The organism is Streptococcus sp. 21.1 (assembly GCF_016648635.1).
Lineage (GTDB): Bacteria > Bacillota > Bacilli > Lactobacillales > Streptococcaceae > Streptococcus.
The window spans coordinates 142,262-162,799 of sequence record NZ_JACLQL010000004.1; the positions used below are offsets into that span (position 1 = coordinate 142,262).

Annotated in this window: 21 protein-coding genes; 7 read left to right on the top strand and 14 right to left on the bottom strand. The window is 36.9% G+C overall.

Annotated elements, in window-relative coordinates:
* Position 1: 1 nt before the first annotated feature.
* Positions 2–793, top strand: a complete 792-nt coding sequence (locus tag H7U01_RS04740) for a hypothetical protein (protein ID WP_002885870.1) — start codon at positions 2–4, stop codon at positions 791–793.
* A complete protein-coding gene (locus H7U01_RS04745) occupies positions 768–1,268 on the top strand; it encodes a hypothetical protein (RefSeq protein WP_002885759.1) in 501 nt (166 codons plus the stop codon). The genes H7U01_RS04740 and H7U01_RS04745 overlap by 26 nt, the downstream gene beginning before the upstream one ends.
* Before the next feature lie 235 nt (positions 1,269–1,503).
* Here the strand turns inward: H7U01_RS04745 and H7U01_RS04750 are convergent, their stop codons facing one another.
* A complete protein-coding gene (locus H7U01_RS04750; protein ID WP_002885639.1) occupies positions 1,504–2,112 on the bottom strand; it encodes an NUDIX hydrolase in 609 nt (202 codons plus the stop codon).
* Positions 2,113–2,274: 162 nt separating this feature from the next.
* On the opposite strand from H7U01_RS04750, the gene H7U01_RS04755 reads away from it, so the two are divergent.
* Genes H7U01_RS04755 through H7U01_RS04765 form a run of 3 tightly spaced genes read left to right on the top strand, consistent with a single transcriptional unit; the run spans position 2,275 to position 4,014 of the window.
* On the top strand, positions 2,275–2,601 hold the full coding sequence (locus H7U01_RS04755; RefSeq protein WP_002885798.1) for a PadR family transcriptional regulator: 327 nt from the start codon (positions 2,275–2,277) through the stop codon (positions 2,599–2,601).
* Positions 2,588–3,172, top strand: coding sequence for a DUF1700 domain-containing protein (locus tag H7U01_RS04760; RefSeq protein WP_064523613.1), 585 nt, complete (start codon positions 2,588–2,590; stop codon positions 3,170–3,172). Before H7U01_RS04755 ends, H7U01_RS04760 begins: the two co-directional genes overlap by 14 nt.
* Positions 3,169–4,014: a DUF4097 family beta strand repeat-containing protein gene (locus H7U01_RS04765; protein ID WP_002885726.1), complete on the top strand. Its 846-nt coding sequence runs from the start codon at positions 3,169–3,171 to the stop codon at positions 4,012–4,014. The genes H7U01_RS04760 and H7U01_RS04765 overlap by 4 nt, the downstream gene beginning before the upstream one ends.
* A gap of 38 nt (positions 4,015–4,052) precedes the next feature.
* Here H7U01_RS04765 and H7U01_RS04770 read toward each other — a convergent pair whose 3' ends face one another.
* Positions 4,053–6,422 (bottom strand): YhgE/Pip domain-containing protein, encoded by a 2,370-nt coding sequence (locus H7U01_RS04770; protein ID WP_064523616.1) that lies wholly within the window; start codon positions 6,420–6,422, stop codon positions 4,053–4,055.
* Between the two features lie 128 nt (positions 6,423–6,550).
* On the opposite strand from H7U01_RS04770, the gene H7U01_RS04775 reads away from it, so the two are divergent.
* A complete protein-coding gene (locus H7U01_RS04775) occupies positions 6,551–7,090 on the top strand; it encodes a TetR/AcrR family transcriptional regulator (RefSeq protein ID WP_037599355.1) in 540 nt (179 codons plus the stop codon).
* Between the two features lie 74 nt (positions 7,091–7,164).
* On the opposite strand, the gene H7U01_RS04780 is transcribed toward H7U01_RS04775, so the two are convergent.
* Positions 7,165–7,527 (bottom strand): DUF1304 domain-containing protein, encoded by a 363-nt coding sequence (locus H7U01_RS04780; RefSeq protein WP_002892150.1) that lies wholly within the window; start codon positions 7,525–7,527, stop codon positions 7,165–7,167.
* 115 nt (positions 7,528–7,642) lie between these two features.
* Between H7U01_RS04780 and H7U01_RS04785 the strand changes: the two genes are divergently transcribed.
* Positions 7,643–7,831 (top strand): hypothetical protein, encoded by a 189-nt coding sequence (locus tag H7U01_RS04785; RefSeq protein WP_003095232.1) that lies wholly within the window; start codon positions 7,643–7,645, stop codon positions 7,829–7,831.
* Between the two features lie 209 nt (positions 7,832–8,040).
* On the opposite strand, the gene rpsD is transcribed toward H7U01_RS04785, so the two are convergent.
* The 11 genes from rpsD to H7U01_RS04840 form a co-directional block, all read right to left on the bottom strand.
* A complete protein-coding gene (gene rpsD, locus H7U01_RS04790; protein WP_002885833.1) occupies positions 8,041–8,652 on the bottom strand; it encodes a 30S ribosomal protein S4 in 612 nt (203 codons plus the stop codon).
* 197 nt (positions 8,653–8,849) lie between these two features.
* Entirely contained in the window at positions 8,850–9,152 is a 303-nt protein-coding gene (locus H7U01_RS04795) for a Veg family protein (protein WP_002885699.1), read from the bottom strand.
* A gap of 25 nt (positions 9,153–9,177) precedes the next feature.
* Positions 9,178–10,539 carry a replicative DNA helicase gene (gene dnaB, locus H7U01_RS04800; protein WP_064523620.1) on the bottom strand — a complete coding sequence of 454 codons (1,362 nt, stop codon included), beginning with the start codon at positions 10,537–10,539 and terminating at the stop codon, positions 9,178–9,180.
* 43 nt (positions 10,540–10,582) lie between these two features.
* The gene (gene rplI / locus H7U01_RS04805) at positions 10,583–11,041 is read right to left on the bottom strand and encodes a 50S ribosomal protein L9 (protein ID WP_201041194.1); all 459 of its coding nucleotides are present in this window, start codon (positions 11,039–11,041) and stop codon (positions 10,583–10,585) included.
* A gap of 1 nt (position 11,042) precedes the next feature.
* Positions 11,043–13,007, bottom strand: coding sequence for a DHH family phosphoesterase (locus tag H7U01_RS04810; protein ID WP_201041195.1), 1,965 nt, complete (start codon positions 13,005–13,007; stop codon positions 11,043–11,045).
* 73 nt (positions 13,008–13,080) lie between these two features.
* Complete coding sequence (gene mnmG, locus H7U01_RS04815; RefSeq protein ID WP_070577127.1) at positions 13,081–14,982, bottom strand: tRNA uridine-5-carboxymethylaminomethyl(34) synthesis enzyme MnmG; 1,902 nt, start codon at positions 14,980–14,982, stop codon at positions 13,081–13,083.
* 179 nt (positions 14,983–15,161) lie between these two features.
* Complete coding sequence (locus H7U01_RS04820; RefSeq protein WP_201041196.1) at positions 15,162–15,776, bottom strand: MarC family protein; 615 nt, start codon at positions 15,774–15,776, stop codon at positions 15,162–15,164.
* Between the two features lie 19 nt (positions 15,777–15,795).
* The gene (mnmA, locus tag H7U01_RS04825) at positions 15,796–16,917 is read right to left on the bottom strand and encodes a tRNA 2-thiouridine(34) synthase MnmA (protein ID WP_201041197.1); all 1,122 of its coding nucleotides are present in this window, start codon (positions 16,915–16,917) and stop codon (positions 15,796–15,798) included.
* Positions 16,918–17,060: 143 nt separating this feature from the next.
* Positions 17,061–18,770: a hypothetical protein gene (locus tag H7U01_RS04830; protein WP_201041208.1), complete on the bottom strand. Its 1,710-nt coding sequence runs from the start codon at positions 18,768–18,770 to the stop codon at positions 17,061–17,063.
* A 129-nt stretch (positions 18,771–18,899) separates the two neighbouring features.
* Complete coding sequence (locus tag H7U01_RS04835; protein WP_201041198.1) at positions 18,900–19,598, bottom strand: transglycosylase SLT domain-containing protein; 699 nt, start codon at positions 19,596–19,598, stop codon at positions 18,900–18,902.
* A 183-nt stretch (positions 19,599–19,781) separates the two neighbouring features.
* Positions 19,782–20,363 carry a LysM peptidoglycan-binding domain-containing protein gene (locus H7U01_RS04840; RefSeq protein ID WP_145517036.1) on the bottom strand — a complete coding sequence of 194 codons (582 nt, stop codon included), beginning with the start codon at positions 20,361–20,363 and terminating at the stop codon, positions 19,782–19,784.
* Positions 20,364–20,538 lie beyond the last annotated feature (175 nt).

The window sequence follows — 20,538 nt, forward strand, 5'->3', positions numbered from 1 at the left end:
GATGGTAAAAAATAGCTTCAAATACCTTAAAATTACTATGCCCTTGATTTTATTATTGACCATGATTGCTATCTTTTTCTATTACAATGCTCAAGAAAATATTAAAGGTTTTTATAAAACTCGTGGATTTCAAGGAAAGGTACAAATAACTGATATCGGATGGGCAGATAAAATTACTTATCGTATGAATAAAGAAGATGAGGTTAAACATTACCTGATTTTCCATATTGATTATCAAGAGACTATTAATAACAAAACAGCACATGTAAAGACTCAACTGCCTCTCCATATTCAAGATTTACTCTATCCTTACATTGCCAGCCCAACAGGAAGCGACTCAGATTTTAATCGCCAAAATAGTGAATATAAGATTTTACCTGATGAAAGGGAATATTGGGACGATTTTGTTAAAAAGTCTATTAAAATCAACCCTAGAAATCAGAAATTCATCAATGATATCTCTGAAGCTCTAAGTACCGAGAAAGATTTAAAAAATATTATTGTTCAAATAGAACCTGTACCATACACGACGCTCTATACTTATGAAAGGGGACATTCTAAAGCACTAGGTGGCTATTATGATTTTTCACTTAAAGATGCTCTACGAAGCAAAAAACTTACTGTTCAATTGAGTTTTCCTTCTGGTTCCACTACTAAAGAAATTGACTTACATTCTCAATTAGAACAGGTACTAAAAAAATCAGAATTACCAGATGGATGGTATATCTTAAATCAAAATAACGACTTTCCAAAAGAGGTACATATTGATGGCAATCAAATTAGAAGTAACTGAAGAAAGAACTCAGAACGAATTATCTGAGGAAGAATGGTCTTTCCCTATTTGGAGATGGGCGGCTTTCTCACTATTTGACACCCTAATCCTAGTTAGTCCCTTGACAAGAGAATTGATTTACCCTGGTGGGAGTGATTCTCGTTTTTACCTAGGTAAATCATTGGGTAACTTGATGCTAGATGATACACAACGCTTCATTTTTATTATTATCATCCTAACACTGTTGCTGCCTGCTCTCGCCTTAATCGTAGAAAGCCTATTATTTTCAAAAGGATATCCTCTACTTTCAATAATATGTAGCTGTTTAATTTTTGTTAGTGCAACAGTCTTATTTGTCTATAGTCTCAGTATTGTCCCAGATTTTTGGAGCTTTACTATTTATAGTTATATGCTTTACCTTCTCTTCAACATAGGTTACTCCCTAAGAAATATCAATAGAATCATCAATCTTAGGCAGAATAATACCAAAGCATAACTGCCTGTATCCACCTCCCCCCCTCTTTTAGCATAGGAATGACACAAATGAAACGAAAAAAATCATGTTCACTATGAAGTTATCCTCCTCGCTAAAAGCTTCGATACTAATTTTGAAAATAATTTCAGGAATACTCTAGTCTCCTATTTCAGAAATGAATTTCACTCCTTTGGTACCAAATTAACAATTTAAGTAATAGTAAAAAGATCAACATATTACCGTTGATCTTTTATTTTTACTCTAAACCTTTTAAAATATCTGTAAATCTATGTGTAAACATAGCTGTCATCCCCCATATATTCTCTGTCAAGTTCCTGTAAAAAGGAATATGACGTTCACTGTACCCAAAATTATATTTTTCTCTATTTTTTACCAAGAAAAATGGGAAACCTTTCGCATCACTCAAGGTAGAAGTGACTTTGTAATAAATAGGATCTTCTGTCAACAATGTGTCAACACAAACTGTAAACAACCGTTTCACCTCTTCATTTGGATGAATATACTCCCAATTTTCTATATTTATCTTTCCAACAAAGCAATGGATGGTTCTCCCCTGATGAATCAGATAATCAAGCTCTCCCCAAATGTCAATTTGATCAGGAACTAGGTTTAATTCTTCACAAGTTTCTCGTATAGCAGCTTCCTGAAAAGTCTCACCATTTTCGACACGCCCACCAGGAAAAGAGACCTCACCTGGTTGAGAAATATGCTCACTTCGTACTTGGTAAAGAATTTGATACTTATCAGTTTTTACATCATATATCAGGGGTAAAAGCACCGCATAGCGTCTTTTCTCCCCTAGCGGCTTCGGCTCGTAACGAGCTAGTTTATCTTTAATAGTCATAAGAACTCCTTGACTTCATATTATCATAAAAAAGGAGATAGCCCTATTATATAAAATTTTTATATATAAAATATTGACATATATTTCTAAAAGAGATACACTCTATATGTAAAATAATTATATATAGTTTTTATACATATCCTAGAAGCAAAGGGGCACACTATGTATTTTCCAACATCATCAATACTGATAGAGTTCTTAATATTAGCTATTATCGATAGAGAAGACTCTTATGGCTATGAGATTAGTCAAACAATAAAGCTTGCGGCTAATATCAAGGAGTCAACACTTTATCCTATTCTAAAAAAGCTTGAAAAAGCAGGCTATATGACCACCTATAGCCAAGAGTATCAAGGGCGTAAACGTAAATATTACAGTATTACGCAAGAGGGAAAAGAGCAACTTCAATTTCTTAATGAAGAATGGTTAACCTATAAAGAAACTCTGGACGATATTCTAGAAGGGAGATTAAGACATGACAAGGACTGAATATATAGCCAAATTAACAAAATATCTACGAAAATTACCACAACAGGACTACGAAGAAGCTATAGAATATTTCATGGAATATTTTGAAGAGGCTGGACCTGAGAATGAAGCTCGGGTTATTGCAGAACTGGGTACACCTAAGGAAGCCGCACATGAAGTCATTAGTCGTCTTCTAGAAGAAAAGATTGTTGAGGACAAGAGCAGCTTACGCAATAAAACAACTATCCTTTGGATTGCGATTCTAGCTGTTTTAGCCAGTCCAGTCGCCTTACCAATTCTACTATTCTTCTTAGCTATGATAATGACACTTCTTATGATTATTTTCGCAGTTTTAGTGACTGCCTTAGCTCTTACTTTTGCTTTACTCATTAGTGGTGCTTACACTTTCTTTACAAGCTTCTCTCTCTTAAGTGTTTCACTAGCTTCAACACTGTTTGGAGGAGGTCTAGGTCTATTGATGTTTGGAGGAGCACTCTTACTACTTTTGATTTCGTTTGAAATCTGTAAACTTATTGTAAAGCTAATTACCCTATTGATTAAATGGCTCATCAAGAAAGGAAGAAAATCATGAAAACTTGGAAAAAGATCATCCTCGGAGTATCTCTTATCTCTCTATTTTTAGGAGGAGGATTCGTAGCTTGGGGGTATAGCCAAGGTGGCTTGACAGATTTACAAAATCAAACTAAAAGTGAGCAAGATTATGTCAAAAAAGAAGTTGATGACTTCAATAAAATTGATATTAAAAGTAGTAGCTACAATGTACTTATTAAAACAGGCAACGTTGACAAGGCTACTCTTTCTTACTACCAAAAAGCAAAAACTCCAATTGACACATCTGTAAAGGATGGTCAATTGACTATCAATGATAACAACTCTGAATTAGATTCGACTTCTAACAAACATATTAACTTTTTCGGAATAAAAGATTTAGTGAGGCTTTCTACTCTCAACGAGGAAGTCAGAAAGAAAACCATTATCATTACACTCCCTAAAAAACAAACGATTGATTTTTTAAAGGTTGATTTAGCAACTGGAAATCTAGATTTAATCAATAGCACCATCAAAAAATCAGACATTAATCTAAATGTAGGAGACTTAACTTTTACTAAAATGATTGTCAGAAACCTAAAAGCTAACCTTGATGTTGGTAGTGTTGATAGCGATAACACCCTCTTTACTAACTCAGATTTATCTATTTCAATGGGAGAGTACTCTGGAGATAACCTGATTTTTAACGGTCACAATAAACTTGATGTTACATCTGGTGAGATTGAAATAGCTCTAAAAGATTATATGCTCAATGTTCAAGCCGATAGTCACTCAGGAGAGGTTGACATTACAAATAACCTTAAGATTTCAAAGGATAATACACTTACCATTACCTCAGATCTCGGTGATATAACTGTTGAATAACATAAAAAAGCCCGCTCACATTAGAGCTGGCTTTTAGTTTATTCATTTTCAAACTTTGGTTTATAAATAATAATACCTACAACTACAAAGATAAGTAAGAAAATGAATAGCATACGAACTTGATCTGAGATCTGTCCTGTCATTGAAATAGTTTGACGAAGACCTGATACGGAGTAGGACATTGGTAAGAATGGTTGGATGACCTTAAAGAACTTAGGACTAAGTTCAATTGGATAAGTCCCTGCACTAGACCCTAGTTGCAAAAGCAGCATAATCATGGAAGCAAATGCGCCATATCTATCATTCCAACCTACAAGGGCTGTAACCAGCGCCATTAAAGTACATGCTGCAAGGAGAATCATACCAAATGTAGCTAATGGATGATTTGGTTCAACTCCCACAAATCGAATGGCAATATAAAGCGCAATAGCAGCCATAGTTGTAATAATACCATTGATAAGTAACTTATTCTTAGCCCAATCAAAACGGCCCGTAAATTTTCTTCCTGTCAAGCTCTTAGCAAAGATAACATTAGTTGAAAGAGCGACAACCATAAGAGAAACAGAAATCATATATGGAGCCATTCCCACACCATTAGTGTCAACCTTATCCTTATCAGTTTTCTTCTCTTTGAGCGGAGCACTCACCATTTTTGCATTGTCTGAGTTTACAGAAACAAGAGAGAGTTGCTGATTAGCTTTGTTTAATGAATCAGATAATGTAGAAAGGTTAGTTGACAGACTTGTCAAACCATTTGTTAAGGTGTTTCCTCCAGTTGCTAATTGTTGAGCACCTGCATTGAGAGCACTTGTACCACTTTGAAGAGTAGAAAAACCAGTCATTAAACTACTACTGTTAGCATCTAGAGTTTGAGCGCCACTGGCAATTGTTGACACAGCACCAGTATAAGTTGACAAACCAGTTGAAAGTGCGCTTGCACCTGTTGCTAGAGTACTTTGAGCGGTTGACACACCTGAAGCCACTTGAATTGCTCCTGGTGATAATTGATTGACAAGTACCGAATTGACATTAGCAATATTAGCTTGCATTGATGATACTGTTGATGAAGCTACAGGAAGAAGAGCATTCGCCGAACTTGCAATGCCTGAAATAGATGTTTGTAGAGAAGCTAAACTACTTGAATCTCCGCTACTAGTTGTTGTCGTACCTGTCAAGCTAGATAAGGCCGTTGACATACTTGACACTTCTGATGCAATAGTTGAAGCGTAACTACTAGCCGTAGATCCTGCGTTACTAATTGCCGATGTAATCTCTGCTTGTTGATCTGCCGTTAAGCTTTGATAAGCAGCTGTTCCTTGTACCGCAGCCAAATCGTTCGCTTTGTCAGTGGCACTAGCTGTAGCTATAGAACTAGCCGCAGAAGAAATATTTGAAAGATAAGTCGCTATTGAACTTGTATCTACTGATGTTGTTGATGTTCCACTCGGTAATGATGTTTTACTTACCGCTGTATTGAGATTTTGAATTGCTGTATTTAAATCGGTTAAATTAGTTGACAAGGTTGACAACTGTGCTTGCTGTTCTTCAGATAAACTTGTTGCCGTAGCCATTTGACTGAGTGCAGTTGACAAAGAATCTGCACCAGTAACTAAGGTACTCATAGCATCTGCTCCTGATACAAATTGACCTGCAGCAGAATTAACAGCCTCAGAGTTAGCGTTTAACTGTGACAAAGCACCTGACAAAGTTGACACACCTGAAGTATAGGCAGATGCACCTGAACTCAAGGTATCAACACCTGTAGCCAATGTCTGTGTAGAACCAGCAAGAGTTCCTAAACCACTTGATAAAGTCTGACTCCCAGACTGAAGTGCACCTGCACCTGCATATAATTGACTAGCTCCATTCGCCGCAGTTCCCATACCACCCTGTAGTTGAGTCATACTCTTAAAGACAGCTCCAACATAAGTTGACGTAATATTTTTAGAAACGGTATCCTTTAACTTAGACATGGCAGAATCGCTCATTTTTGAAGAAACGAAGCTATGTCCTGCTGTTGTCTGATAAGAAATTTCAAGTTTCTTAGGATCATTTGTCAAAAGACTTGCTGCATTACTTGAGAGATTTTCTGGAAAAGTGATTACCATATAGTAATCACCATCATCAATTCCTTTTTTGGCTTCATTTTCAGTCACAAAATGATAGTCTAGATTTTTATTTTTAGACATATTGTCTACCATATCATGACCAATATTTAGAGTTTTATTCTGGAAACTAGCACTCTTATCTTTGTTCACTACGGCTACTGGCAGATGCTTTATATTTCCATAAGGATTCCACATAGAAGATAAAAAGATTAGATTATATAAAGCGGGTATCAATGAGACACCAATAATAGTTATCCAGAGCTTTGGACTTTTAAGAAGCGCCTTTAATTCTGCTAACATATTTCTCCTTTTTAGACATTGTGTTTATTTTTATGATATAATCAATTATAAACTCATTTACATGAAAATCAATGTTAAGCAATTAGTTTTTGGACACATAGTCTAAAAGTGTATAAAAGGAGATTTGTATGTCAAAAGATCAAAGGCGAGCTCAAACTAAAAAAGCTCTTTTAGATGCTTTAGTAATATGCTTAAAAGACCAAGATTTCAATGATATTACTACCATTCGTCTGGTTCAAACAGCTGGGATTAGCCGTTCGAGTTTTTATACCCACTACAAAGATAAGTATGAAATGATTGATAGTTATCAGAAAGAGCTTTTCCATAAACTAGAGTATATCTTCGATAAATACGAAGGAAAGAAAGAGGGAGCCTTCCTCGAAATCTTTGAATTTCTTACTCGTGAAAAACTCCTATCAGCTCTATTGTCTACCAATGGATCAAAAGAAATTCAAGATTTTCTGATACATAAACTTCAGCGTATGATAGCTGAGGACTTCATTGTCCCTACTGCTGAAGAAAGATCTCTAAAAGGATTTGAGAAAGATTATGCCAGTATTTATTTTGCGCACGCTATTTTTGGTGCTTGTCAAGCCTGGATAAATAAAGGAAAAAAAGAATCCCCCCGAGAAATGACAGATTTTCTTCTACGATTTATTCCACAATAAAACAACTTCAAAAGCATAAAAAGCTGCAAACCATTTCAACAGTTAAAGCAGCTTTTTCTTTTACAATAAAATTCTTAAAATAAGGAAATGATAAGTGAAAGTAAGGTCAAGATTGCGGGTCCACCTTGCGTTAAAATAATTTTCTTATTTGCAGTTATAGCACCATAAATAGCAGCAAAGAAAACATTGAGTACAAAAACAGTTACAAGTAGCTGACTACTTGTGAAAATCCCATACAAGAGGAATACAGCAATCAAACCATTGTAAATCCCTTGATTTTTAAATAAGTTTGTAACAGAATCACGTTGAAGTTCTTCTTTACTCATATTGAAAACACGACTAGTCGTGTCTGAATGTGTCGCAAAAGTTTCCAAATACATGATATAGAGATGCTCCAAAGCAACAATCCCAGCTAAGATTAGTGTAATAATAGACATAGTAGCCTCCTTCTTAAATAACTTTGACAGTATATCAAAAGTAAACTTTTAAAACAACATATATACTTCATACAATTTGAAATATGGTAAAATAAAGAATGAAAGAGAGGTTCTTATGACAAAGACAGAAGTAATCCAACGTCTCCAAAAAGATTTGGGAATTCCTAGATTTCAGGCTTATATAGAGGATAAAGATTACTCCGAAGAGGAGTACGACCAACTAAAAAAAGATTTTGAAAGCTACTTCACCAACTACGTTTCAAATGTTTCAGCAGATTTTGAAGGCGGATTGGATAATAAATAATTTATACCTCAAAATCATCTATCATCATGTTACGAATCCCCTAGTCACTTGTATCAGACTAGGGGTCTTTTTAATATTCGAAAACAAAAAGCCGTCTCATTCTATGAAATGGCTTTTGGGAACTTGTAACTGAACAAACCTAGAAATCAATGATTTAAGACAAATAAAAAGCCCATAACAACGGGCTTTTCGATACAATAATCTTAAAATTAAAGCATTTTGTTGTAGAATTCAACGACAAGAGCTTCGTTGATTTCTGGGTTGATTTCATCACGTTCTGGAAGACGTGTCAATGAACCTTCAAGTTTTTCAGCATCGAATGATACAAATGCTGGACGTCCGATAGTAGCTTCTACTGCTTCAAGGATAGCAGGAACTTTAGCTGATTTTTCACGAACTGAGATTACTTGACCAACTTCAACACGGTATGAAGGGATATCAACACGTTTACCGTCAACAAGGATGTGACCGTGGTTTACGAATTGGCGTGCTTGACGACGAGTAGTTGCAAGACCAAGACGGTAAACAACGTTGTCAAGACGACGTTCCAAAAGAACCATAAAGTTGAAACCAAGTGTTCCACCTTTAACTTTAGTAGCTTGTACGAACAAGTTACGGAATTGTTTTTCACCCAAACCGTATGAGAAACGAAGTTTTTGTTTCTCAGCCAATTGCAAACCGTATTCTGAAAGTTTTGAACGGTTGTTTGGACCGTGTTGACCTGGTACGTAGTTACGACGTGCCAATTCTTTACCTGTGCCTGTAAGTGAGAAACCAAGGCGACGTGATTGTTTCCATGATGGACCTGTATAACGTGACATTAATAATGTCCTCCTATAAAAAATATTTTTAGGAAATAACGTTTTAGATAAACCTGATTCGTTCAGAAAGACTTCGCCCAAACAGCAAAGGTTACTTTTCTAGCCGACTTCCTGTTGACGAGCTTCATTTTATCCTGCTATTATTTCACATACCTTAATAGTTTACCACGAAAAAAGGCCCAAGTAAAGGCTTTTTCTTATTTATTTTCGATTTCTGCTTGTTCCTCAGGACTCAAATAACGAATGAGAGTCTTCTCAGTCAAAATATCTGAATAAGTGTAAGATTCAACATAACTATTATTAATAGCTCCTGCTTGGGAACTGAAGTCTTGATATTCAACAATAAACAATGATGGATAAACTTCTGTCAATCGACCAATTTTATTCTTTTCACGTTTACGCCCATTCTCTAGGGTCAATTCTACTAGCTGACCTTCATGTGACTTAATAGCTTCCTTGATGTTTTTCATCTTAGCAACATCTGCAAATGCATCACTCATATATATATCTCCTTAAATCTGAAAATTATGATTCCTCAAACTGAGCAATCGATGAAAATTTATTGTATTCTTTTTGGAATAGTAACTTGACTGTTCCACGCGCACCAGCACGGTTTTTTTCTAGGATAACTTCGATGGTATTATCTTCAATCGCATTTTCTGGTTCTTCACCCTCTTTTCGGTAGTAATCATCACGATACAAGAAGGCGACAATATCGGCATCCTGCTCGATAGATCCTGACTCACGGATATCAGATAAGACTGGACGTTTGTCCTGACGTTGTTCAACCCCACGAGATAACTGACTCAAGGCAATTACAGGAACTTTGAGCTCCTTGGCCAGGATTTTTAACTGTCTTGAAATATCTGAAACCTCTTGTTGCCGATTTTCTGGTCGTGTACCTGTAATCAACTGCAAGTAGTCAATCACAATGAGACCAAGACCACCCTCTACTTCTTGTGACAATTTACGGGACCGTGCACGAATCTCAGTAATCTTTATACCAGGGGTATCATCTATGTAAATAGGCGCCTCAGCCAGTGCTCCTTGAGCAATCATAACATTATTCCAATCTTGCTCTGTCAATTGACCTGTACGTAAAGCATGAGAATCAATCATCCCTTCAGCTGCCAACATACGATCAACCAAGCTTTCTGCACCCATCTCCAATGAAAAGACTGCAACAGCTTTATTTTGCTTGGTGCCAACATTCTGAGCAATGTTCAACACAAAGGCTGTTTTACCAACTGCGGGGCGAGCTGCTAAAATAATTAATTGATCAGGGTGTAAACCTGTTGTAATCTTGTCAAGGTCACGGAAACCTGTTGGTAATCCAGTAACATCTGATGTTTGCTGGGAACGCATCTCCAAAGTATTAAAATTGACGTCAAGAACTTCAGATATTTTACGAAAACCACTGCGATTACTATGCTCTGAAACATCAACTAAGGCTTTCTCAGCATTCGCAATAATTTCATCAGATTCAGTTGCGCCCTCATATGCTTGGTTGATAGTCTCTGTCAACCTATTTATAATACGGCGCAGCATGGCTTTCTCAGCCACAATCTTAGCATAGTACTCAGCATTTGCTGATGTTGGGACACTATTGACCAAATCTACAAGATAAGAAATACCCCCTATATTTTGGAGGTCATCTTGGTCATCTAGAATGGTGCGTACTGTCGTGGCATCAATAGCATCATTTCGATCCGACAGCGTTACCATTGCTTTAAAAATGACACGATGGGAATACTTGTAAAAGTCGTCTGCGTCGATAAATTCTCGAACTGCAATCAACTTTTCCGGGTTAATGAGAATAGCCCCTAGAACAGACTGTTCCGCTACTAAATCATGAGGTTGTACTCGTAATTCTTGAGCCTCTGCCACAATTATTCCCTCCTTTACAAGATTTACTTATAGTGTCAACGAATCACTCAGCACTATTTTTGATGTTAAGTTTAATTTGTGCGCTCACTTCTTTATGAAGCTTTACAGGAACCTCAATCAGACCAATCGCACGAATAGGATGTTCAAGTTCAATATGACGTTTATCAACTTTTATACCAAATTGTTTTTGAAGTCCTTCTGCAATCTTTTTGGCTGTAATTGAACCAAAAGTACGTCCGTCTGGTCCGACCTTCTCAGTAAATTGAAGACGATTTTCTTCTTTTTCAAGTTGCTCTTTAACTTGCTTCGCTTCAGCCAACAACTCTGCTGCATGTTTTTCTTCATATTTTTGCTTGCCTTTCAACTCACCGATAGCTTGGTTTGTCGCTTCCTTAGCAAGATTCTTTTTAATCAAGAAGTTTTGAGCATAACCTGATGGTACTTCTTTAATTTCGCCTTTTTTACCTTTACCTTTAACGTCTTGTAAGAAAATAACTTTCATTTTAGTCCTCCTTGGGAGCCAACTCTCCCATAATAGTTTCAATCAATTTATTTTTTGCTTGAGCAACACTACAGTCTCGCAATTGGCAGGCAGCTAAGTTGAAATGGCCACCACCACCCATTTTCTCCATAATACGTTGTACATTAATCGTTTTATGACTTCGAGCAGAGATATTCACAGTAGAATCGCTTGTCCTAGCGATAACAAAAGTTGCTTCGATACCTGCCATGGCAAGCATCGTATCTGCTGCCTTAGAAATCACAACATTATTATAACATTTAGGATTATCACCTGAGGCAACAATGATATCATCTGTAATACGTTCACCTGCTAGAATTAACTCATTGATTCGTCGATATTCTTCAAAATCAGTAGCAGAGATTGTTTGGATTTCTCCACTATCACTTCCTAAACTACGTAGATAAGAGGCAACATCAAAGGTTCTACTAGTCACACGAGTTGAGAAATTTTTAGTATCCAGCATGATACCTGCCATAAGGATAGAGGCTTGTATTTTACTCAAACGTTCTGGGGCACCTTGGAATTGCAACAACTCCGTAACCAATTCACAGGCTGAGCTTGCCCCACTTTCAATAAAAGTCAAAACAGCATTTTCAGGAAAATCGTCATCTCGACGGTGATGATCTACCACAATAACTTCATTAAATCGGTCATAAAAATCCTTAGACAAAGTTAAATTGATTTTAGAATGGTCAACCATAATTAGTAATGAATGTTGGTTGACTAACTCTTCAGCCTCTGAAAGTGTAATAAGAGGTGATTGACCATCTTCTTTTAAGCGTTCGACCGCACGCTCAATATCTGCATTCATAGCCGTATCATCGTAAACAGCATAGCTTTTTCGAACAATTTGACTAGCAAAATGAGCCATACCGACAGTGGCCCCTAGAGCATCCATATCGAGATTCTTATGTCCGACAACAAACACTTTTTCGACTGTTTTCAACTTATCTGAGATTGCAGTCATCATAGCCCTTGTTCTTGTACGAGAACGTTTTACTGTTGAGACAGAACCTCCTCCAAAATAAAGAAGTTCCTTGTGATCATCGTTTTCCTTGACAACAGCTTGATCTCCACCGCGAACTAGTGCGATGTTCAGATTCTGCAAGGCAACCTGACCGATTTGATCATGCTTAAGCGTACCGAACGAAATTCCCATGCTCAAAGTCAGTGGTAAACCACGCTCTTGAGCCTGCTGACGAAAGTCATCCAAGACAGAAAACTTTTGATCCATGAATTCTGTCAAGACACTGTAATTGGTGAAAAAGTAAAAACGATCGCCTTCAATACGTCGATAATGAATATGCTTAGCCTTAGCAAACTCAGAAATAAACCCTGCCACGAATGTGTTGATTTTTGAAACATCGGCATCGGGTAAACTTCCTGTCACATCGTCGTAGTTATCAACTGAAATAATCCCGATAACAGGACGAGTCATATTTGGATCAGCATTTTCATCTTGATCATAAACATTGTCAATAAAATATGTCAACTTATTGTCAAAATCCACAAAAGCGGCATATTTATTGTCACCAACGGTTATCACATTCGAAGGTGAACCTTTTCGTTTCTGGGAAATAAAATCCGCAATCAACTGTTTATTGAAATTTCCATTTTCATCCGAAAGTACTAGCTTCGCATAGGGGTTGAACCATTCAATATGATCGTTCTCATCAAAAGTAATAACCCCAACAGGCATCTTTCCGAGAAGGGTCTTCAAAGAATCTTCAACATCCTGATTCAGTTCATCTAATTGCTCTATTTCTAAGGACTCATATGTTGTCTTTTGGTAATGCAATAAGGCAACAACTACTACCATAATAATAAAAAGCGCAAAAATGAGGGCAGACTCCGATTTTAGTACGCGAACAAAAATAGTAGCAATTCCAAAAAGAATTAACCCAATCATTATAAGATGAATCGTTGCAAAGTGAAATCTTTTCATATAAAACCTCTTAATCCAACAATTATAACATAAAAAAGCCTTAATTAAAAGGCTTTTAAACGTGTTACCACCGTTAATCTACTTTTCTGCGGGCCTTATTATTGCCTTCAAGATAAACCATCAGAATTGAGATATCTGCTGGATTGACCCCTGAAATACGACTCGCTTGACCAATGGTCTCAGGATTGATTTTCTTAAATTTTTGACGAGCTTCAGTAGCAATAGAATCAATAGCATCCCAATCAATATTTTTAGGAATTCTCTTTTCTTCCATACGCTTCATCTTAGCTACTTGATCCAAAGCTTTATTGATATAACCTTCGTACTTGATTTCAGTCTCAAGCAACTCTATAATCTTAGCGTCCAAATTTTCTGCAGCTGGACCCACAAACTGAGTAGCTGTGGCGTAATCAATCTCTGGTCTACGCATAAACTCTTTAGCTGTCATGGCATCTGTCAATGGCTTAAAGCCTAGAGCTTGAATTTTCTCATTCGTTTCTTTAATAGGTTTTAATTTTTCTTTTGACAAACGTGTCAACTCGCTGTCAAACTGATTTTTCTTAATTTCAAAGATATTCCAACGTTCATCGTCAACCAAACCAACTTCTCGACCAATAGGTGTCAAGCGCATGTCAGCATTATCATGACGTAATATGAGACGATACTCTGCGCGTGATGTCAATAAACGATATGGCTCCAAGGTTCCTTTCGTGACAAGATCGTCAATCATTACACCAATATAGGCATCACTACGTTTGAGAATAAGCTCAGGTTTACCTTGGACTTTCAGAGCTGCATTGATACCAGCAACTAGACCTTGACCTGCTGCTTCCTCGTATCCAGAAGTTCCGTTGGTCTGTCCTGCTGTAAAGAGACCTGAAATTAACTTCGTTTCAAGTGTTGCACGTAATTGATGAGGGAGCACGATATCATATTCAATCGCATAACCAGTTCGCATCATCTCTGCCTTCTCGAGACCTTTAATTGAGTGAATCAACTCTTTTTGAACATCTTCTGGAAGACTAGTTGACAGGCCTTGCACATAGACTTCTTCAGTCTCTCTTCCTTCAGGTTCAAGGAAAAGTTGATGGCGATTCTTATCGGCAAATCGGACAATTTTATCTTCGATTGATGGACAATAACGAGGTCCTACACCCTTGACAATACCTGAAAACATTGGTGCACGGTGTAAATTATTATTGATAATATCGTGGCTCTCTTGATTCGTATAAGTTAGCCAACAAGGTATTTGATCCTGAAGATAATCTTCATCTTTCGACAAGAATGAAAAATGATTTGGTTTTTCATCACCTGGTTGAATTTCAGTTTCTTCGTAATTAATTGATGATGCCTTAACACGAGGAGGGGTACCCGTTTTAAATCTTCCTATTTCAAGGCCAAGATCCCTCAAGTTATCTGCCAATGTAACAGATGCAAGGCTATTATTAGGACCTGAAGAATATTTGAGCTCACCTAGGATAATTTCACCACGCAAAGCCGTTCCTGTTGTTACAATAACCGCTTTTGCTCCGTATTTTTGATTTGTGGCTGTTCTTACACCAACTACCTTACCATCTTCAACAAGAATTTCATCAACCATTGACTGACGGAGAGTTAAGTTTTCCTGACGCTCAACTGTATGCTTCATCGTCATAGCATACAAGGCTTTATCTGCTTGTGCACGTAAAGCTCTGACAGCAGGTCCCTTACCAGTATTCAACATTTTCATTTGAATATAAGTTTTATCAATATTTTTACCCATCTCTCCGCCGAGGGCATCAATCTCACGGACAACAATACCCTTGGCCGATCCTCCAATAGAAGGATTACATGGCATGAATGCCAGCATCTCTAGGTTAATAGTCGCTAATAAAACCTTACATCCCATGCGGGCTGCAGCTAGTGAGGCTTCTACACCAGCGTGACCAGCACCAACAACAATTACATCAAAATTTTCATCAAACTCGTAAGACATTTTTTAGATTTATGCAGTGATTTACAATCAACTGCCCCATCCTTTCTTTGTTTTTTTCCTACAAAAATAGCCAAAACTCCAGAAAACTGTACGCAAAAACGCACAATTCTCATGAGCTTTGACCATCATGACTATTGTTAAAGTTATTTTATCAAATCAAATCGTTTTGTCAATGCAAATCACTGTTTGAGCAAGGTCTGCACACTGACGATAATCATCTGTATTCCTATCGAGAATAGTAAAAGTCCCATCATTTTCGTTATAATTTTCATCAAATTTTTTCCCAAGAAGCCTGCAATTTGTTTTGCACTTCTTAGTAGGAGATAAGTGATTACACATAGTAGAGCAAAAGCAACTACGGTTATTAGTTGATTCCGCAAACCTCCATTAGCCAAGCTTAAGGCAGTTGTAATTGTTCCTGGTCCTGCAAAAAGCGACATTGCAAGAGGAGAAATAGCAATAGACATTGGATCTGAGTTTACTGCTTGCTGCTCCATTCCTTTATAGCTAGGTGAATGATTACCATTAATCATATGATAACCGATAACGGCCACTAATATTCCACCAGCAATTCTGAAAGAAACAATTGTAATTCCAAATACTTTAAAAATGAAATCTCCTGAAAAGATAAAAACAGTTACAATAACAAAGGCAATCAAAAGACTCCTAAAAGCAATTTTTCGTGAAATTTTTTGACTATCATCTGCTACTAAAGCCATGTAAGCAGGAAGATTTGAAATTGGATTCATTATAGCGAAAAATGCCATAAATGCATAAAACAATTGGGAACTCATCGTTATTACTTACCTCCAGTTAGATATACTGACAAACTTTTCCGTCTTTATACGCTTGGTCAATAATACCGCCGCCCAAACATTCCTGACCATCATAGAAAACAACAGCTTGACCAGGTGTAATAGCACGCTGAGGTTCAGCAAAAATAACCTCTGCTTTATCACCCTTAACCTTTACAGTAACTTTACTATCAGGTTGACGATAACGGAATTTTGCTGTGCATTCCATTTCAAATTCTTCTGGCATTTCTCGAGTAAAGTGAATCATTGAAGCGTCAAGTGAAGTTGACATCAACGACTCATGGTGGAAACCTTGACCCACGTAAAGAATATTTTTAGAAAGATCTTTCCCTACTACAAACCAAGGAGCATTATCTCCACCTTTTTGACCACCAATACCCATACCACCACGTTGACCAATGGTGTAATACATGAGTCCGTTATGTTCCCCCATATCACGACCATCGACAGTCATCATACGACCTTTTTGAGCTGGCAAGTATTGGCTAAGAAACTCTTTAAAGTTTTTCTCACCAATAAAACAAATTCCTGTCGAATCTTTTTTCTTGGCTGTTGCAAGACCTGCACGTTCAGCAATCTCACGAACTTCTGGCTTTTGTAGATGTCCTAAGGGAAACATCGTTTTCTGCAACTGCTCTTGCGAAAGTTGACTAAGGAAGTAGGTTTGATCTTTATTATTATCTGCACCACGCAACATATGGACAATGCCGTCTTCATCGCGAACAACTTGAGCGTAATGTCCTGTAGCCACATAATCTGCTCCCAATGTCATCGCATAATCTAAGAATGCCTTAAACTTGATTTCCTTATTACACATAACGTCTGGATTAGGGGTACGGCCTGCACGGTACTCTGCTAAGAAATACTCAAATACACGATCCCAGTACTCTTTTTCAAAGTTGACAGAGTAATAGGGGATACCAATCTGATCAGCTACTGCTGCTACATCTTTATAATCTTCGGTTGCTGTACACACACCAAATTCATCTGTGTCATCCCAGTTTTTCATGAAAACACCAATTACATCATAACCTTGCTCTTTTAAAAGTAAGGCTGTTACTGATGAATCAACGCCACCACTCATACCGACAACAACACGTATTTTTGAATTATCAGTCATAGATAACTCCTCCCATCAAATAAAATTAACATAGACTTGAAGGGTCTAGTTATTCAAATATCGATTTGAAGGTCGATTTTGAAGCGTAAAAGCACGCAAGCTTAATTATATCATGATTAAAGAATAATGCAAAAAGGTTACCACTAGGCAACCTTTTTTATACTTATTTTTGTGTAAAGCCACTGTAAACCTATTACTCCCAGAACTATTATTGGAATCACTAACGCTACAAATAGCCATCCTGGCTCCTGATAACTTAACACAAGTTTATTCTGTCCTTTTTGTGATGAAACGGTCGGTGTACCAATCGTTGACAAATTATAGTCATCCTTGTCTAGTTCTTTACCATTTAGTGTCAAGATGGAATCTTTATAAACAACTATTGGTAGATTCAGTTTCTCACCTTCAGCAGCTTGCCAAGTTAATACAAGATAACCATCTTCGAGTATCTTCTCTGCCTTCTGATTCGTAACGATATTTTTATAATAAAGATCGTAAGTATTCTGCTCACCTATTTTCCCATAAATCGGTACGTAATCTGGTGTGGGTTTGACAACTAAATTTAAAAACTGTGACAAGTCACTGTCATTCATGGTAAGACTTATCGTCTGGTAATCTCCTTCAACGTAAGTATGTTTAACAATGGAAATAAGTTCACCATCTTGTGCCGCAGTTTTTACACGATCGGTAGTATCCATCATATTCTGAATAAGACCAACGCCCGCAAAGGCAAAGAGTAAAACAGCAATACTTTTTCGCCAGTTTACAAATCGCGTGACCGTTAACCCTGTAATTGCTAAAAGTAAAATAGTCGCAGGAACAAAAAATCTAAATGGAAATTGAATCAATTCAGCAAATGTATTTCCATTTTCTACTAGATACTGCCATGGAAAAAGACCTGTCGATAAGAAGAAAAAGATAAAATAAATAAAATGCAGTATTTTTTTCCATTTAGCAAATTTCTTCCAATTCAAAACAGCGTAAATAAACTGTAAAATGAGTAACACCATTAAGGAAATTGGGGTATATAGCCAGTATCTTGCCGTTCCATCTATCCCATTCTTACCTATTTCTCTATTTATAAATGGATCTAAAAGGTGATTAGTCCCTCTCAAATATAAGAGTACTAACCAGACATTGACAGTCAGTAAGAGGAACAGAATGACTGCTATAACGACTTGCACGAAGGTTTCCTTTTTCTTTGCGACAGGAGACTTTACAAAAGTGTAAAGATAAAAAGGAAGATACATCATCACTAGCATCAAAGCACTAAGTACGTGAACCTGAAAAATCAATGCCATTGATAAGGCAAGTCTAATTGGTTCTACTTTTTGATAAAAGACATAGTGAATCGCTGGAATAAAACAAAAAGGTAGTAAAGCTGCTCCCCAACTAGAGAACCCCTGACGCATCGTCCAGTATTGAATAGAGAATGTTGTCGCATAGAGTAAACCTAGTGACAAGGCAATATTTGTCTTAACTTTACACTGCTTGAGCAAAGCATACATTGAGGACTCAGCCAGTATATGTAGTAATACCCTTGACACAATCTGATAACGAAACCAAGTGCCACTTATTAAAATAAGCCCTCCTTGTAAATAAGCAAAAAAAGGACCGTAAAGAGCATTGACAATGCGGCCTGACTGTTGGAATCCATATAAAGATAAAAAGTAAGAAAGGTTACCATTTTTTAGTTGCATAGCAGCTTCATAGAACCTGTTATAGTGAAAGATGGAATCTGAACCTAAAATGACTTTTCTTGTAAATAGTTGTGGTGTAACCAATAACACAGCAAAAGCTATAATAATAAGAGAAAACCACAACTTTTCTCTTGATTTAAAAATTTGTTTCATTGCTATACCTTTCATTCCTATTATAACAAAAAGGCCATACCCTACCTAATAATAACAAAAAGCTCTATAAAACATATTACCCACATCCAAATTAAAAAGCTGAGAGTATGCTCCCAACTTATATTAATATTAGTAATTCCAAGCTGACAAACCTTGTGCGTTATAGGCATTCAAGGCTGATTGAATTTGATCCTCAACCGTTGCAGTAGAGCCCCATCCAGGCATTGTCTGAAAAAGACCTGATGCACCTGAACCATTTGCTGCAGTATGATCACCATTTGACTCACGCGCAATAATTGACTCCCAAGTTGACTGAGGAACACCAGTAGCAGCTGCCATCTGTGCCGCTGCATAAGAACCAACTTCTCCTGCAGTGTTACCATTTGAGAGAACAACTGACCCACTACCACTTGCAGCAACCGAAGGAGCTGTCCCAGTATTTTGAGTCGACGTAGTATCAGTACTTGTTGTAGCAGTGCTTGTAGTAGCAGTATCTGACTGAGACTTTTCAGCTGCTTCTACCGCTTCTCCTGTTGTTTCTGACTGAGGCTTACTTTCTTCAACCTTTTCTTTATTAGCCTTATTATCTTTACTTGAGCTAATTTCTGTTGATTTTACTAAATCTGCTGTCGATTCTGACATTGTTGATGCTGTTGAAGGCGCTGGAGTAACAGAATCTGAAAATGCATTAACCAACCCTTTATTAATTAGTGTAGACAGTGATACTGCCAAAATGACAATAAAACTTGTTACAATTGCTACTGGTACCGCCAATGATTTCTTCGCTACAAATTTAATACGGCGTCCCTTATAACTTTTTTTAAACATAAATCCCTCCTAGTTAATTCTAGTTACATTCATCATAACCTAGTAATATTACTGCCGATTATTTGTATTATGTCTAATGTTACAATGATTTATCAATTTAATAAAAAAATGCCAAAAATCTGGCATTTTTCCCTTATTTGTATGAGGTTTTACTAGTTTTCCTCATAAGTCAGTAATAATGATTTAGTACCAACCATTAGCATTCCAGAAAGCAAGAGCTGCAGTCCATGAACCATAACGGCTTGCTACATAATTATCTGCTACTTTCTCTTGATTTTCAGGAGACAAGTCTCCATTCAAATATGATGATGCTAATTGGTAACGTCCATAATATTGCCCATTTTGAGCTGTATAGCTACCACTTGACTCACGTTGTGCAATTTCTTCTTTGGCAGCTGCCTCTGAAGAAGAAAGATTTGTATTGGTTGCTTGAGTATCTTCACTTTGTGTAGACTCTGTTGATTGTGTTGATTCAGCAGTTGCTTCTGTTGCTTCTGTTGTAACTGAAGGTTCTGTAGTTTCTTCAGTAGTTTCATTAATTGTTAAGTTTTGACCAATAGAAATCTTATTGGCATCTTGAATACCGTTTTTTGAAACGATTTCATCTACAGTCGTACCATTCTTCTTAGCAATAGCTGAAAGGGTATCGCCTTTTTGAACTGTGTAAGTTTCTGCATTAGCTAAGGCTGTTGCTCCAAGTGTTGCTACTGTAACAAGTCCAAAAAGACCTAATTTTTTAGTGTTAGATGTATTCTTTTTTTGCATGATGATGCTCCTTTATCTATTTATAGTCCAATTCATATTAGTCAAAGATATTAAGTTATTTTATTGTTTATGACTAATAGGTAAATCAACGGGCTTATTCTATATAGGGATTTTTCAATCCAGATTAAGCTGAAGAACTATAACCATGTATCTATGATACCTTGGAAATATAACA